Below are 15,381 nucleotides of genomic sequence, written 5' to 3'. Positions count from 1 at the left end.
CCCAAAGAATCTATGGTTGTATTTACAAGCCGAATAACTCCCTCCCCACACAGCCCCATCCCATTCTTCCCGTGGAGCCATCGCATGAACACCGCCCCTGAATGTCGAACCTCCCCCCTCTCCCTGGCCCGGGCTGAAGTCCGTCAACTGCCGGTCTATAATGCGGGCTTGTCAGAAGACGCCGTGCGGGCAAAATACGGAATTCCCCAGATCACCAAGCTGGGAAGCAATGAAAACCCTTATGGGCCATCGCCCGCGGCTCTAAAGCACTGGACAGAAATAGCCTCCAGCCTGTTCCGCTATCCGGATGCTTCCGCAGAGGGGCTTCGGGAAGAGCTGTCACGTCAGACCGGAATCGACACGGACCGGATTGTTATCGGAAACGGCTCCGAACAGATCATCCGTATGATCTGCGAGGCCTTTCTGTCCCCCGGAGACCGCCTCGTCACGGTCCTGCCGTCTTTCGGGCTGCATCTGATCTGGCCTCAGATGATGGGGGCCCAGGCAGAGGCCATCCCCATGACGACAGATGCCCGCTTCGACTTGCCACAGCTGCATCAGGCTGTAGCATCCGGCCCCCTCAAGATCCTGATGTTCTCCAACCCATCTAATCCGGTCGGCTGCCTAATGACAGGCGACGCCATGCAGAAACTCATCGACGCCTGCCCCGCAGACACGCTGATCGTCATCGACGAAGCCTACTGGGAATATGCGTGTTCCAGTCCAGACTATGCCGACAGTCTCGCCATTCTCCAAAACCAGTCCCGCCCTTGGATGGTCCTGAGAACCTTCTCAAAAGCCTATGGTCTGGCCGGACTGCGCGTCGGTTATGCCCTGACATCTGATCCCGGCCTCACCGCCGTCATGACCCGCGTCCGCGATCCCTTCAACAGCAACAGTGCGGCGCTGGAAATGGCCCGACTGAGCCTGCTCGATCAGGAACACATGCACAAAACGGTGGACGCCACCCTGACCGAAGGCAAAGCGCTAAAAGCGGCTCTGGAAGAGCGCGATTATTTCGTCGCACAGTCCTTCGCCAATTTCCTGTTCTTCAACGCCCACGAATCCGCGTCAACTCTCGCCGAGCGCCTGCTCGAGCAGGGCGTCATCGTCAAACCCTGGAAGGAAAAGGGTTACGAGACCTGGATCCGTGTCAGCATTGCGCGCCCCGAAGACAGCCAGACCTTCCTTGCCGCCCTCGATCGCGTCCGTCAGCCCTTACACTCCTCCGCAGCCTGAGAAGGAACGCGTCATGACCGGCCCCTCTGCCGCCGAACGCGCCGCCCGGCGTCTCGCTCCTCTTTTCGGAGATCGCCTGACCGCCAACGAGACGGTCCGCGATCATCATGCCCACGGTGAAGGATGGCGCCATCCGAATCAGACCCTGCTGCCGGCCTATGTCCTGTTCGCCCGCACAACGCAGGACGTATCCAACGTCCTGCGGATCTGCCACGAAGAAAACGTTCCCGTGATTCCCTTCGGCGGCGGCACCTCCCTTGAAGGACAACTGACGCCTGTTCCGGACTGCGTCAGCCTCGATCTGTCCATGATGACGGATATTCTCGACGTCTCGCCCGAAAACCTGACCTGCCGCGTGCAGGCCGGTGTCACGCGGCAGGACCTGAACCTCCATCTGCGAACACAGGGCCTGTTCTTTCCGGTCGATCCCGGCGGCGAAGCAACATTTGGCGGAATGTGCGCCACCCGGGCCTCCGGCACCGGAGCCATGCGTTACGGCACCATGCGCGCCAACGTGCTGGGCCTAACAGCAGTGCTGGCCGACGGACGAATCCTCCATACGGGCGGTGCCGTCCGCAAGGCAGCCACAGGCTACGATCTGACAGGGCTGCTCATCGGCTCCGAAGGCACATTGGCCGTCATCACGGAAGTCCAGGCCCAGCTCCATCCCATCCCCGAAGCCGTGGGAGCTGCGGTCTGCCAATTCCCGACACTGGCCAACGCCGTGGAGACAGCCGTACTCGTGATCCAATGCGGCCTGACAGTCGGCCGGATGGAACTGCTCGACGACGTCCAAATGGATGCCTGCATCCAATATTCCCATCTTACGGGCTACGAAGCCCTCCCCACCATGTTCTTCGAGCTAACAGGCTCACCCGCCAGTGTCGCGGAGCAGGAAACAGTGCTGCGCGATCTCGTGGAAGGCCAGGGCGGCCAGTCCTTCCGTTGGGCCACCGCCACCGAAGAGCGCAACACACTCTGGAAAGCACGCCATGACGCCTTCTGGGCCTGCATGGCTTATCGCCCCGGCTTCAAGGGTATCACCACAGACGCCATCGTCCCTATCGCCGCACTGACGGAACTCATGACCGGCGCCAGAGCTGATATCGACGCCTCCGGCCTTCTGGCCCCCATTGTCGGCCATGTCGGCGACGGCAATTTCCACACCGTCATCCTAATCCCACCCAATGACGCGGATGCCGAAAAGCGCGCTCTTGAACTGGACCATAAAATCATCCGCCGCGCGCTATCGCTCGGCGGTTCCGCGAGCGGCGAACACGGGATCGGGCTCGCAAAACAGATCTTCATGACCGAAGAGCACGAGCCTGCTGCCCTCTCCGTCATGCGCGCCATCAAAACCGCACTGGACCCAAAGAACATCCTCAACCCCGGAAAACTCGTTCCCGCGGACGTGCCATGAGCATGCGGCACATCCATCTGCACACCGTGCCGGCAAGCCCATGGAAAAATGGAGCCGGCACCACCCGCCTGCTGATCGAACAGCCGGAATGGCGCCTCAGTGCCGCCAGCATCACCCGGTCCGCACCATTCTCCAGTTTTACGGGTCTGTTCAGACAGATGGGGCTTCTGACAGGAAACGGCGTCCGACTTCATCCCGTTTCGGGCGCTCCACCCCTTCTGCTGGATCAACCCGGCAGCGTGATCCGGTTCAGCGGCGAACTACCCCTAACAGGCGCACCTCTGAACGGTCCGATCGAAGTCCTGAACCTGATGCGCCCCGCGAACAGGACAGGCCCGGACCTGACTGCCGTCACGTCGGAAGATCTTCCTTCAGATGGCCTTCTGGGTTTTGTCGTCGCAGAAGGTCACTGGGAGGTCATGGCAGGAGAGCAACATTACACGCTCGCACCAGGAGACATTCTCCTGAGCGAAACTCCCTTTAAACTCACCGTCCTGAAAGCGGGCCAGATCGCCTACGCCATCAACTGACCGGCCGGAGCGCTGCAGGTCCTTGTGCCCGAAGCGACGCAAGATCCACCATTCCGCCCAGACGCAGGACATCGCGGATTTCACCGCCCAGCCCGTCCACCAGACTGCGAACGCCTCTCTCGCCATCTGCAGCAAGCGCCCAGGCCCAGGGACGCCCGATCCCCACGGCCTTCGCACCCAGCGCCAGCGCGCTGACAACGTCGCCACCCCAACGGACACCGCCGTCAAGAATGACGTCCGTCTCCCCCTTCAGGGCTTCGACAATCTCCGGCAGGACGGAAAGCGACGACGGGGCCGGGTCCATCTGCCGTCCTCCATGATTGGAAACAATCACGGTCTGCGCCCCCGCCTTCTGGCAAGCCAGCGCGTCCCCAGCATCCATAATTCCCTTAACGGCAAGCTGCCCCGGCCAGACAGAGCGCAGCCAGTCCAGATCTTTCCAGGTCAGGGTAGGATCAATCTGAGACGCAGCATTTCTTGCCTGCTCCATCAGGTTACTGCCCATGCCGTAGGGCGCCAGATTACCGATTTTCGGCATCCCGTTCCGCAGCATCCCCGCCGTCCAGCGCGGATGTGCGGCCATGGACAGCACATGCCGCAGAGAGGGGCGCGTCAGATTGCGAAAACCGTTACGCACATCCCGCAGACGAAGCGGCGTAATCGGCGTATCAACCGTCAGGATGATGCTTCGGATGCCGCAACTCTCCGCCCGGCGCAGCATGTCGCGGGTGATGCCTCGGTCCCTGAAGACATAGATCTGTGCCGCGAGCGTCACGCCCGGCACCCGGGAGAGCGTTTCCAACGATTGAATGGCGAAAGTGGACACCGCCATCGGCAGACCCACCGAAGCCGCAACCCGCGCAGCCCGGATTTCACCGTTTGGACACATCAGACCGCCAAAACCCAGCGGTGCAAACATGAACGGGAGCCGATGCGTGGCTTCCAGAAACGCCCCGGACAGATCGCACTCCGCAACATCCACCAGACATTTCGGAACAACCGCCCAACGGTCAAAAGCCCGGCGATTGGCCCTAACGGTGCGCTCGGAATGCGAACCACCGTTTACATAGTCCCGAAAAATACGGGGAAGAACCCTATCAGCCCGACGATGCAGAGCCGCGATGCCGTGATAATTCATTCCCCGTTCTTCTTCCGTCCCGATCAGCCCTCAAGAACAGGCAAGGCAACACCCGACCCGACACAGTCTCCCAAAGCGCCATCGATAATGAGCGCGCGGGCAGCTTCCATGTCCGGCGTAAACAGCCGGTCCTGAGCAAAGAAGGGCACAGTTTTCCGCAACGTCTTCGCGACTTCAAGCAACGGCGCGGATGTTTCCAGCGGTGCGAGGAAATCAAGTCCCTGCACGGCCGCCAGATATTCAACTGCAATGATCGTCCGGACATTGTCCACGATATCGCCCACGCGACGCGCGGCAAACGTCGCCATGGAGACGTGGTCTTCCTGATTGGCCGAAGTCGGCAGACTGTCCACACTTGCCGGATGGGCCAGTGTCTTGTTCTCGGATGCCAGAGCCGCAGCCGTGACCTGCGCGATCATGAAGCCGGAGTTCAGCCCGCTATCCTGCACCAGGAACGGCGGAAGGCCGCTCATCTGCGCATCGACCAGCAGCGCCAGACGCCGCTCTGCAATCGCCCCGACTTCGGACACGGCAATCGCCATGAGATCCGCGGCAATCGCCACCGGCTCGGCATGGAAGTTACCACCCGAGATCATCTCATCCGTGTCCGGGAAATGGATCGGATTGTCCGAAACCGCATTCGCCTCGATCACCAGAACCCGCGCCGCCTGACGCAGATTATCCAGACAGGCGCCCATGACCTGCGGCTGGCAGCGTAGGCAGTACGGATCCTGAACCCGCTCGTCATCTTCAAGATGCGATGCCCGGATGGCCGACCCCTGCATCAGCGTGCGATAGACCGCAGCGCATTCGATCTGCCCTTTCTGACCCCGCAATTCATGCAAACGCGGATCGAACGGCGCATCAGTGCCGCGCGCAGCATCAAGCGTCAGGCCACCCGTAATGAGGGCGGCATGAAACAGCCGTTCGGCATCCAGAAGGGCCGCAATCGCCAGCGCCGTGGAAGCCTGCGTACCGTTCAGAAGGGCCAGACCCTCCTTTGCACCCAGAACCAGAGGCTCAAGCCCGGCGGCTTTCAGAGCTTCATCGCCTTTGAGGCGCTTACCCTGATAGAATGCCTCGCCCTCGCCGATCACCACGGCCGACATATGCGCCAGCGGAGCCAGATCGCCCGAAGCCCCAACCGATCCCTTCTCTGGAATAACGGGCACAACACCCCGGTTCAGCATGTCCAGCAGAAGCTGCACAATCTGCGGACGCACACCCGAATAGCCGCGCGCCAGACCATTGGCCTTAAGCAGAAGGATCAAGCGCACCACACGCTCCGGCATCGGCTGACCAATTCCCGCCGCATGACTCAGCACCAGATTGCGCTGAAGATCGCGCAGACGGTCATCGGGAATCCGGGTCTTCGCGAGTTTTCCGAAACCCGTGTTCACACCATAGACAGGCTCGCCACGTCCAACGATGCGCTCCACGGATTCCGCCGCACGCTGCAGGACCTCAAAGGTCCCGTCGTCCAAGCGGACATCCTGCTGGCCGAAATAGAAGTCCCGCAGGTCGCTGAGCGTGATCTTGCCGGGCGTGAGGGTAAAAATACTGATTGTCATGATGGTCTCAGGCTCCGCGCGTAATCATGGGAAGGTCGAGGCCCTTCTCGCGGGCACAGTCAGTTGCAATGTCGTAACCGGCATCGGCATGCCGCATAACACCCGTAGCCGGGTCGTTCCACAGTACCCGCTCCAGACGTCGCGCCGCATCCGGCGTACCATCTGCCACAATCACCATGCCGGAATGCTGGGAAAAGCCCATGCCAACGCCACCACCATGATGCAGCGACACCCAGGTCGCGCCCGACGCCGTATTAAGCAGCGCATTCAACAGCGGCCAGTCAGACACAGCGTCAGAACCGTCACGCATACTCTCGGTCTCACGGTTCGGGCTGGCGACTGATCCACTATCCAGATGGTCACGGCCGATCACAATCGGGCCCTTGAGCTCGCCGCTGGCCACCATTTCGTTGAACGCCAGTCCCAGACGGTGACGGTCCCCCAGACCGACCCAGCAAATACGCGAAGGCAGTCCCTGGAAGTGGATCTTCTCCCGCGCCATATCGAGCCAGTTGTGAAGATGCTTGTCGTCCGGCAGCAGTTCCTTGACCTTCTGGTCCGTCTTGAAGATGTCTTCCGGATCCCCCGAAAGCGCTGCCCAGCGGAACGGCCCGATACCCCGGCAGAACAGCGGGCGGATATAGGCTGGCACGAAGCCCGGGAAGGCAAAGGCGTCTTCAAGCCCTTCGTCAAAAGCCATCTGGCGGATGTTGTTACCGTAATCGAAAGTCGGAATGCCCTGACGATGGAACGCCACCATGGCCTCGACCTGAAGACGCATGGACTCCCGGGCCGCCTTCTCAACCGCCGCCGGATTGGTGATCCGCATTTTCTCGGCCTGCTCCAACGACCATCCCGCCGGCAGATAGCCATTCAGCGGGTCATGGGCGGACGTCTGATCCGTCACACCATCCGGACGGATACCGCGCCGCACCAGTTCCGGGAAAACTTCAGCCGCATTCCCCAGAAGCCCCACGGAAACAGCCTCGCCCTTCGCACAGGCGTCCTGAATGATTTCCAGAGCTTCATCGAGCGTATCGACCTGACGGTCCAGATACCCCGTTTCGAGACGCTTGCGGATGCGAGACGGCTCACATTCAACCGCCAGCATGGACGCACCGGCCATGACAGCCGCCAGAGGCTGCGCCCCGCTCATGCCGCCCAGACCACCCGTCAGAATCCAGCGCCCTTTCAGGTTGCCACCATAATACTGGCGCCCCATTTCCACGAAGGTCTCATACGTGCCCTGAACAATGCCCTGCGAGCCGATATAGATCCACGATCCCGCCGTCATCTGCCCGTACATCATGAGCCCTGCCCGATCGAGTTCGTTGAACTTCTCCCAGGTCGCCCAGTGCGGCACGAGGTTGGAGTTCGCGATCAGGACACGCGGCGCATCGGCATGCGTCCGGAACACACCAACCGGCTTGCCGGACTGCACCAGAAGCGTCTGGTCGTCTTCCAGATCACGCAGCGCCTCGACGATCCTGTCATAGCAGTCCCAGTTCCGCGCCGCGCGACCGATGCCACCATAGACAACGAGCTCAGACGGCTTTTCCGCCACGTCGGGATCCAGATTATTCATCAGCATCCGGAGCGGCGCTTCCGTCTGCCAGCTCTTTGCCGAGAGTTCAGGCCCGGTCGGGGCACGGATGACACGATCATTCGAAAGGCGGTTGCCGGGATCACTCATGGGCTTCATCCTGTATGAACTTGTATATACTAATACTCAAATTGCTCTGCGGGATTGTCAATCCATTTATGAAATGACATCGGGATTTATTTTCCCGAACACGTTGCTTCTGGCCGCCAACACAGCGCAGTCTCCAACAAACCATCGATCATCCGCGACAGACGCACCGCCTTTTCCAGATCGATCGGCCAGGGCGCCTCTTCGCTTCGCAAATAGGTGGACTGCGCGATTTCAAGCTGGATGGCATGAATGCCACGCTCAGGCTGGCCGTAATGCCGCGTCGTGTATCCGCCCTTGAAACGACCATTGACGACATGACTATAGGCCACGTTCCCAGCCAACCTCTGCGCCAAAAGAGCCTGCAATTCCCCGTCACAGGACTGTCCGCTATTAGTCCCCAGATTCAGGTCCGGAAGTGCCCCCTCGAACAGGCGGGGAATGGTCGACTTGATGGAATGCCCGTCCCACAGAACCGCCCATCCCCATTTCTGACGAAGCCGCTCCAACTCTTCCGCAACAGCCTCATGGTAGGGACGCCAATAAGCCTCCCGCCGCTCGGCGATCTCGCTTTCGTCCGGCGCCTGCCCCTCACGGTAAATGGGCTGCCCGTCAAACGTCAGCGCCGGCACAAGCCCCGTACTAGGCCGCCCCGGATAAAGCGCCGCATCATCAGCACCACGGTTCAGATCCACCACGTAGCGGGAATGCTGCGCCTTCAGCACCCCCATGCCTTTCGACAGTGCTCCGGCATAAAGATGTTCCATATACCAGTCGGTATCAGGTAACTGACGCCCCCGCTCCGTCATCCGCTTTTCCATACCGGGCGCCAGATGGCAGCCGGAATGAGGAAGGGTCACAAGCACGGGCATGGTCCCGCGAACAAAGGAAAAAACATCCGTCATGGTCAGGATTTCCTTGTAAGATCAAAGATCAAGAAGAGTGCGCACGGTGCGCCGGAACGCAGCCGTCACGGCATCATGATTGACGTGCCTTCCATCGCGCACGCGCCACTGACCACCACACAGCACATCCTTCACGGGAGGCTGGCGTGATCCGAAAATAGCCGCATCAAGAACGGCATCGTCCTGCAGATACGGAAGTGGCAACAGATCCTCGTCCAACACGCACAGATCTGCCCGAGCCCCGGCAAGCAGCCCCCACGACTCAAGCCCACAGGCCTGCCGTCCGCCATCCAGAACCTGCCGATAGAGCCATCCGCCCGTGGACCCCAGCGTTGCCACCGGCAGAGCCGCACATCGCGTCTGCGTGAAAAGCCTCTGCCCATATTCCAGAGTGCGCAGTTCTTCCCAGGGGCTGATCAGTACATTGCTATCGCTTCCAATCCCGAAGCGTCCTCCGTCATTCACATACGGCACAAGCGGGAAAAGACCGTCCCCCAGATTGGCTTCCGTGATCGGACAAAGCCCCGCCACAGCTCCGGAACGTGCCATAGCCGCAACCTCGGAAGCGGACAAATGGGTCGCATGCACCAAGCACCAGCGCTCATCCACATCCGTCTGAGCCAGCAGATATTCCACAGGCCTCGCCCCCACCGAGGCGACGCACTCCTCCACTTCCTTCTGCTGCTCCGCCACATGGATATGAACGGATCCTGTCTGCGCAGACAGAAGATCCGAAGTCGTTCTCAGATCAACCGCCCGCAGCGAATGCAGACCCAGCCCAACGGAGAGCAGTGGCATTTCCCCCCAGGCCGACCGTGTCTCGCTGATGATCCTACCGATAAGTTCCGGCGTCGTCGCAAAGCGCTCCTGCGCCTCCTGAAGCGGACGCCCGTCAAAGCCCCCGCGCTCGTACAGCGTCGGCAAAAGCGTCAGACCAATGCCGACCGACTGCGCCGCCTCGCCGACACGCAGGGACATCTCCGCCACCTGCCCGTAAGTCGCTCCACCCGGCGCATGATGCAGATAATGGAATTCCGCGACCTGCGTATATCCGGCCGTCAGCATTTCCATATACAGATAACTTGCAATATCCTGCATCTGTTCGGGCGAAATGCGATGCGCAAGCTGATACATCAGCCGCCGCCAGGTCCAGAACGTATCCGCCGGATTCTGACGGCTCTCCGCCAGTCCCGCCATACCCCGCTGAAAAGCGTGGGAATGCAGACTCAGCTGCGACGGAACAACAATCGCTTTCCGCTCGGAACTTGCAGACATCCGGGCGTCCGGGATAATCGATTCGAAACACCCGTCAGAAGAAACGTTAATCCGTACATTCCGGTGCCAACCGTCCGGCAGCAGGGCCTGCTCTGCAAACAGTTCCATAACCTCGACATTCCCTCCCTCATCACGCGGAAAGTCTTTGCTTTTCCCGTTGGTTGCATGATGATAATGGAATTGTAAGACTTGTATATACCACCACGACAGATTTGATGGCGCAAGGAAGAACGCGAATGTGGGATACTCTCTGGACAGACATTCATGTTGCGACTGCCGACCCGGCGCTCATTTCGGATCAGGACGGCTATGGCTGCATCCACAACGCCGCCATCGGCATTGAAGACGGACGGATCAACTGGATCGGGGCGGCCCATGACCTGCCAGACGCTCCGCACAATCTGGCTCATCAGGTCCACTCGGGAAACGGTCTGTGGATGACGCCGGGCCTCATAGACGCCCACACCCACGTCATTTACGCGGGCGACCGCAGCCTGGAATTCGCCGAACGCCTCAATGGCGTCTCCTATGCGGAAATCGCGCGCAAGGGCGGCGGAATCATCTCTACAGTTAACGCCACCCGCAACGTCTCAGAAGACGAACTCTTTGACGTCACAGCGCGCCGCGTACGACGCATGATCGCCGAAGGTACGACGACCCTTGAGATGAAATCGGGCTATGGCCTGACCCTGCAAGACGAGCTTAAACAGCTCCGCGTTGCCCGCGCCATCGGCACCGCCTTGCCCGTACGTGTTCACGCAACTTTCCTCGGTGCCCACGCCCTGCCGCCGGAATTCAAGAACCGGCAGGACAATTATGTCTCTTACCTCATCACCGATATTCTCCCTCAGGCCGTGGAAGAAAAGCTGATCGACAGTATTGACGGCTTCTGTGAAAACATCGCCTTCACCCCGGATCAGATCGAACGTCTCTTCATCGCGGCAAACGACCTGAAAATTCCCGTCCGCCTCCATTCCGAGCAGCTCTCAAACAGCGGCGGCACCAAGCTGGCCGCACGTTACGGCGCCCTCTCGACCGACCACTTGGAATATGTCGTGGAAGACGATGTCATCGACCTGGCCCGGGCTGGCACAGTCGCGATGCTGCTTCCGGGAGCCTTCTACTTCATCCGCGAAACGCGGATGCCGCCCATAGACCTGTTCCGAAAACACAACGTTCCCATGGGACTTGCCACAGACTGCAATCCCGGAACCTCACCAAGCGTGAGCCTTACGGGCATCATGAATATGGCCTGCACCTTGTTCCGCATGACTCCCGAAGAAACCTTCTCGGCCGCAACCCGGATTGGCGCTCAGGCTCTGGGACTTCAGAACGTAACCGGCAGCCTGGCGCCCGGACAGGCCGCGGACATGCTTCTGTGGGACATCGCCGGCCCACACGAACTGTCGTACTGGATTGGCGGCAGAAGGCCTGTTCAGCGAGTTTTTGACGGTAAACTGGACCCTGTGATATAAATTTGCATATTCTTATCCATACAACCTCTTGTCTAAATAACCGTTTCGTCAGGATGTTTTTTGGATTGCCGCTTCCCAGCTGAAGGACAGCCCGCGACATGAAAATGGACGCCTCCCGGGAACGCTCTCCCGCTCGGTACGAACAGGTCAAACTCTACATTACCGAGCGCATTCAGGACGGCGAATGGAAAGAAGGACAGAAACTTCCTTCCGAAAGCGAACTGGTCGAACTCCTCGGCGTCTCCCGCATGACTGTCCATCGGGCCCTTCGCGAACTGATGACCGAAGGCGTCGTGGTCCGCGCGCAGGGAGTAGGAACATTCGTCTCGCGCCCTTCGCCAAAGGCTGATCTGCTGGAACTTCACGATATTGCCGATGACATCCTGAGCTCAGGACACGTCCATACTGCCCGCGTCATCACACTGGAAGCCATCCGTGCCGACATCGATCTCGCATTTTCTTTCGACATGCGCCCTGGCAGCAAGCTGTTTCATTCCGTGATCGTCCATTTCGAAGACGATATTCCTCTTCAGGTGGAAGAGCGTTTCGTCTCTCCGGCATTCGCACCCGAATACCTCCAGCAGGACTTCACCCTCACCCATCCTCACCGACACCTTTACCATATCTCTGGCCCAGACGAGATCGAACACATCGTGTTCGCCGTCTCTCCAACTCCAGAGTTACAAGCGCTACTCGACATCGGTCCTCACGAGCCCTGCCTCCAGCTCGTACGCCGCACATGGGTTAAAGGCCGCGTCGTCATGAAGGGTATCTTCACCTACCCAGGCAACCGTTACAGCCTGGGTGGCCGCCGCAAATCCTCATCAGACCATTTCTAATTGTTTAGTTCCGGACTTCAATCCACTTGAGAATGCCTTTGCCAAATTCAATGCTTATCTGCGCAAAGCGGCCGCCCGGAGCGTCGAAGGCCCTTGAGACAGCTATGCTCTCAGTAACCTTCCCCCAAGCCGAGTGTACCAACTACTTCACTGCCACAAGGTACGATCCAAACAGACAGGACTCCGATCAGGCCCGAACCTTACGACTTTCCCATGTCGGGATTATCCCGATGGTCGTGCGCAGCGCTGCTATGACAACGCGCAAACGGGCCGACGGCTGAGCCAGTGCGCGCAACAACCAAATGCCATCACAGTGAGTGTTCCACGTTTCGCTCAAAAAACGAATACGCGTAAGGGCGCCGGCGTTGACATCCGGCCCAACCACCCAATCTGGCAGCAGGGCAATTCCCATCCCCGAACGTGCTGCCAACCTCATAGCCTCAAAATCGTCACACCGGAAAACCGGCTTGATGTCGTTCCCGTCGATAAGGCGCTGTCCCATAATATCTGCCCAACCTAGCAGATCATTGCCATGCAGTTTGTCGATCAGCTTGTGTTGACGCAGTTGCGCCAAAGTTTCTGGTTCGCCGTAACAATCAAGATAATGCTGGCTGGCAACAAGGAGGCGCTTTTGGTCGGCCAGTTTGGTTGCAATCAAAGTGCTATCCGCTAACTGTCCGATCCGGATAACCGCGTCCAACCGCTCAAGCACAGGATCCGCGAGACGCTCTGTCAGATCCAGTTCAATGTGGAGATCAGGATGTTCTACGAGCAAACTCTCCAGTGCTGGAATGACATAGCGCTTGCCGAAGGTCGGAAAGCACGCAATCCGCACTGTTCCCGTCACGGCACCGTCGAACGCAGCGACTTCTGCGTGCATGTCTGCCAGTTGATCCAGCAGTGGCTGGGCACGTTCAAGCATACGCTCACCCGCATCTGTCAGCGCAAGCGCCCGGGTGGAGCGGATCAAAAGCGGGACCCCTAGGGAATATTCCAATGCGTCGATCTGGCGAACGATTGCTGAAGGTGTCTGTCCCCGCCTCCGCGCGGCAGCAGAAAAACTCCCTTGGCGGATCACATCGACGAAAACGCCAAGATGTTCGGCGAAGCGGGGGTCTTTCATCCAACAGGCCCATCTTTGCTAATTCGGCAAAAGCGCTCCCTCAAATCTATGCGTTATCATGGCCCTTCTGTCGAGGCATCCCTTGGGCACAGACGCAGCACGACGTTGCATCGCATAAGAGGGAAATCGGACATGAAAATTCTGAATCAAATCCTGTCACAATCAGCCTATTCGCATGAGATCGATGTGCCGTTCACTCAGGTAGACATAGCAGACTGGCTGTTCACGGTGTCGGAGGCCGAGTACCTTCGCTGCTGTGAACCGGATCATATTGCTGCGGGCATCACGACCACTGATGACGGTCGGCGAATGTCAATCAATGTTGAGATGGTCGGAACGGGTCTGGTCGTACAGCATTACGTCGCGGATGAAGCAACGCCCAGCTATTGCCGTATGAACTCAATCTCGGACGTCTTTACGGCCAACGGCCGCACCCGTGTCAATGTCCTCTGGGAGTTGATTGCGGAAGATATCGGCAACGGACGAACCCGTTATACAAACCGTGTAACAGCCCGACCGACCGACGATTTCATGGCGTTTATCGCCGCAAACGGAATTGCATTCGAAACGGCCGCCGCTGCTCGTCAGGCGGCTGGTAGCGACCATAATCGTCGGGAAACACCATTGTTTGCCGAGAGTATTGCACGTCGCGCCCTGTCTCGTCAGGAGAGCGCACAATGAGAGCCATTCACTATGCCGATTTTGGCTCTGCGGATGTATTGCGTATCGAGGAGGCTCCATTTCCGATTTTGAGGCCGGATGATTTGATCGTTCGTGTTCATGCGGCAGGCGTCAACCGGGCGGATCTTCTACAACGAAACGGATTTTACGCAGGGCAACATTTTGGAGACAGCCATCTGCTGGGTCTCGAACTTGCGGGAGAAGTCAAAACGGTAGGCAGAGACGTCACAGGGTTCCAAACGGGAGACCGTATCATGGCAATCGTGGGCGGCGGAGCTTATGCAGACGATGCACGCGTGGATCAGGCTATGGCAGTCAAAATCCCAGATTCCCTGACGTGGATCGAAGGAGGAGCAATCATGGAATCCTTCGTGACAGCAGTCGAGGTGTTGCACCATCTGGCGAACATTACGGCTGGTCAGACGGTCCTGATCCATGCAGCCGCTGGTGGCATTGGCTCTGCCTGCGTTCAGTTGGCAGCTGCACTCGGAGCGAGGGTGATTGCAACCACAAGCGCCGTACGTGCCCCAGACGTTCAGGGGTTAGGTGCGAACGTGGTTCTGGATCGCCAGCCTGAACTGTGGGAAGTCGGCGTCAAGATGGCAACGGAGAGTAAAGGCGTCGATGCTGTCATCGATTTTGTCGGCGGCAGCTATCTGGCGCCTAGCCTGCGCAGTTTGCGTCAAGGCGGGACGCTTGTGCAGGTCGGTGTACTCAGTGATGATGCGAACGTAGTAATCCCCTTGAACCTCGTCCTGCATAATCACCTGCGCCTCCTGGGAACGGTGATGAAGTCACGCACCATCGCAGAAAAGCGCGAGATGATAGAGCGATTCAAAGAAATTGCTCTCCCGCTCTTTGCAAGCGGCGCGCTCAGGCCAGTGGTCTATGCTACAGTCCTTTTACAGGACGCCAGCGAAGCCCACCGTATGATGGAAGCCGGAGGCGGGGTTGGGAAAATTGTTCTCACGTGCGACTAAAGCATAATCTGACCTAACTGGTTCATTCTAGGATTTCCTTATTGGGCGAAATCTGGTTCATCCTGTTTTTTGGGATGCAGGCTGGCGGTCATGATGCGAGCTCTATTGTCCGATCTGCGGCGGCAGGCGAGTCATTGCGGCTGGTTGTCTCCGTCATGACCCGGCGAGCTGCTGTCGGAGGCTTTAATGTGTCTGCGTCGAGCATTATATCCGCAGGGGCTCGGCCCGACCTCGTCGCCGGGTGACATTTTCATTCTTCTCATCAGACTACCCACCCATAAAGGAAGCGAGCCCACGAGGCTATGAAGACAGTCCGGGCCAGGATGTTGTTCCTGCCTCCCTGCAGTCCTGATTTCAACCCGATCGAAAACATTTTCGCCAAAATGAAAACATGGATCAAACGGGTAGCACCGCGAACCCTCGACGCTCTTCAAGATACCACTTGTAGAACAATGGACGATATCTCTCATTTTGGTCTTTATGGTCTCAAAACCAGAGGCTTCTTTGAATCCTTT

Annotated in this window: 14 protein-coding genes; 8 read left to right on the top strand and 6 right to left on the bottom strand. The window is 58.8% G+C overall.

The genetic code is table 11. The annotated features are described in order from the left end of the window. Nucleotides 1-84: 84 nt before the first annotated feature. The 3 genes from GSP01_RS06595 to GSP01_RS06585 are packed head-to-tail and all read left to right on the top strand — an operon-like array spanning nucleotide 85 to nucleotide 3,189. Complete coding sequence (locus GSP01_RS06595) at nucleotides 85-1,239, top strand: histidinol-phosphate transaminase (RefSeq protein ID WP_141351971.1); 1,155 nt, start codon at nucleotides 85-87, stop codon at nucleotides 1,237-1,239. A gap of 13 nt (nucleotides 1,240-1,252) precedes the next feature. Next, nucleotides 1,253-2,659, top strand: coding sequence for an FAD-binding oxidoreductase (locus GSP01_RS06590; protein WP_141351969.1), 1,407 nt, complete (start codon nucleotides 1,253-1,255; stop codon nucleotides 2,657-2,659). Continuing rightward, nucleotides 2,656-3,189: a HutD/Ves family protein gene (locus GSP01_RS06585; RefSeq protein ID WP_141351968.1), complete on the top strand. Its 534-nt coding sequence runs from the start codon at nucleotides 2,656-2,658 to the stop codon at nucleotides 3,187-3,189. The genes GSP01_RS06590 and GSP01_RS06585 overlap by 4 nt, the downstream gene beginning before the upstream one ends. Here GSP01_RS06585 and GSP01_RS06580 read toward each other — a convergent pair. The 5 genes from GSP01_RS06580 to GSP01_RS06560 all read right to left on the bottom strand — a co-directional run bounded on the left by GSP01_RS06580 (nucleotide 3,182) and on the right by GSP01_RS06560 (nucleotide 9,876). Then, complete coding sequence (locus GSP01_RS06580; RefSeq protein WP_141351966.1) at nucleotides 3,182-4,327, bottom strand: alpha-hydroxy acid oxidase; 1,146 nt, start codon at nucleotides 4,325-4,327, stop codon at nucleotides 3,182-3,184. The two genes, GSP01_RS06585 and GSP01_RS06580, sit on opposite strands and share 8 nt — an antisense overlap. A gap of 23 nt (nucleotides 4,328-4,350) precedes the next feature. Next, nucleotides 4,351-5,901, bottom strand: coding sequence for a histidine ammonia-lyase (gene hutH, locus GSP01_RS06575; RefSeq protein WP_174787563.1), 1,551 nt, complete (start codon nucleotides 5,899-5,901; stop codon nucleotides 4,351-4,353). A 4-nt stretch (nucleotides 5,902-5,905) separates the two neighbouring features. After that, nucleotides 5,906-7,591 carry a urocanate hydratase gene (gene hutU / locus GSP01_RS06570; RefSeq protein WP_011252719.1) on the bottom strand — a complete coding sequence of 562 codons (1,686 nt, stop codon included), beginning with the start codon at nucleotides 7,589-7,591 and terminating at the stop codon, nucleotides 5,906-5,908. Nucleotides 7,592-7,677: 86 nt separating this feature from the next. Then, entirely contained in the window at nucleotides 7,678-8,493 is an 816-nt protein-coding gene (gene hutG / locus GSP01_RS06565; RefSeq protein ID WP_141351962.1) for an N-formylglutamate deformylase, read from the bottom strand. A 21-nt stretch (nucleotides 8,494-8,514) separates the two neighbouring features. Continuing rightward, on the bottom strand, nucleotides 8,515-9,876 hold the full coding sequence (locus tag GSP01_RS06560; RefSeq protein ID WP_141351960.1) for a formimidoylglutamate deiminase: 1,362 nt from the start codon (nucleotides 9,874-9,876) through the stop codon (nucleotides 8,515-8,517). A gap of 128 nt (nucleotides 9,877-10,004) precedes the next feature. Here GSP01_RS06560 and hutI point away from each other — a divergent pair, with 128 nt between their 5' ends. Both hutI and hutC read left to right on the top strand, forming a co-directional pair. Then, entirely contained in the window at nucleotides 10,005-11,243 is a 1,239-nt protein-coding gene (gene hutI, locus GSP01_RS06555; protein ID WP_141351958.1) for an imidazolonepropionase, read from the top strand. A gap of 98 nt (nucleotides 11,244-11,341) precedes the next feature. Continuing rightward, nucleotides 11,342-12,082, top strand: a complete 741-nt coding sequence (gene hutC, locus GSP01_RS06550) for a histidine utilization repressor (protein ID WP_141351956.1) — start codon at nucleotides 11,342-11,344, stop codon at nucleotides 12,080-12,082. Nucleotides 12,083-12,269: 187 nt separating this feature from the next. Here hutC and GSP01_RS06545 read toward each other — a convergent pair whose 3' ends face one another. After that, a complete protein-coding gene (locus GSP01_RS06545) occupies nucleotides 12,270-13,205 on the bottom strand; it encodes a LysR family transcriptional regulator (protein WP_141351954.1) in 936 nt (311 codons plus the stop codon). Nucleotides 13,206-13,337: 132 nt separating this feature from the next. Here GSP01_RS06545 and GSP01_RS06540 point away from each other — a divergent pair, with 132 nt between their 5' ends. The 3 genes from GSP01_RS06540 to GSP01_RS06530 form a co-directional block, all read left to right on the top strand. Continuing rightward, entirely contained in the window at nucleotides 13,338-13,886 is a 549-nt protein-coding gene (locus GSP01_RS06540) for a hypothetical protein (RefSeq protein WP_141351952.1), read from the top strand. Then, on the top strand, nucleotides 13,883-14,866 hold the full coding sequence (locus GSP01_RS06535; RefSeq protein WP_141351950.1) for an NAD(P)H-quinone oxidoreductase: 984 nt from the start codon (nucleotides 13,883-13,885) through the stop codon (nucleotides 14,864-14,866). Before GSP01_RS06540 ends, GSP01_RS06535 begins: the two co-directional genes overlap by 4 nt. A 302-nt stretch (nucleotides 14,867-15,168) precedes the next feature. Then, nucleotides 15,169-15,381 (top strand): transposase (locus GSP01_RS06530; protein WP_174787558.1); only part of this gene is annotated, 213 nt, incomplete at its 3' end.

Origin of the sequence: Gluconobacter sphaericus NBRC 12467 (assembly GCF_006539125.1) — a bacterium.
Classification (GTDB): Bacteria; Pseudomonadota; Alphaproteobacteria; order Acetobacterales; family Acetobacteraceae; genus Gluconobacter; species Gluconobacter sphaericus.
This window is presented reverse-complemented; position numbering and strand designations above follow the sequence as displayed.

Bases quoted from the DNA above. Each gene is read 5' to 3' on its own strand.
- hutI (WP_141351958.1), top strand. From the start codon at position 10,005: ATGTGGGATACTCTCTGGACAGACATTCATGTTGCGACTGCCGACCCG.
- hutC (WP_141351956.1), top strand. From the start codon at position 11,342: ATGAAAATGGACGCCTCCCGGGAACGCTCTCCCGCTCGGTACGAACAG.
- GSP01_RS06590 (WP_141351969.1), top strand. From the start codon at position 1,253: ATGACCGGCCCCTCTGCCGCCGAACGCGCCGCCCGGCGTCTCGCTCCT.
- GSP01_RS06545 (WP_141351954.1), bottom strand. From the start codon at position 13,205: ATGAAAGACCCCCGCTTCGCCGAACATCTTGGCGTTTTCGTCGATGTG.
- GSP01_RS06560 (WP_141351960.1), bottom strand. From the start codon at position 9,876: ATGGAACTGTTTGCAGAGCAGGCCCTGCTGCCGGACGGTTGGCACCGG.
- GSP01_RS06580 (WP_141351966.1), bottom strand. From the start codon at position 4,327: ATGAATTATCACGGCATCGCGGCTCTGCATCGTCGGGCTGATAGGGTT.
- GSP01_RS06595 (WP_141351971.1), top strand. From the start codon at position 85: ATGAACACCGCCCCTGAATGTCGAACCTCCCCCCTCTCCCTGGCCCGG.
- GSP01_RS06540 (WP_141351952.1), top strand. From the start codon at position 13,338: ATGAAAATTCTGAATCAAATCCTGTCACAATCAGCCTATTCGCATGAG.
- GSP01_RS06585 (WP_141351968.1), top strand. From the start codon at position 2,656: ATGAGCATGCGGCACATCCATCTGCACACCGTGCCGGCAAGCCCATGG.
- hutG (WP_141351962.1), bottom strand. From the start codon at position 8,493: ATGACGGATGTTTTTTCCTTTGTTCGCGGGACCATGCCCGTGCTTGTG.
- GSP01_RS06535 (WP_141351950.1), top strand. From the start codon at position 13,883: ATGAGAGCCATTCACTATGCCGATTTTGGCTCTGCGGATGTATTGCGT.
- hutU (WP_011252719.1), bottom strand. From the start codon at position 7,591: ATGAGTGATCCCGGCAACCGCCTTTCGAATGATCGTGTCATCCGTGCC.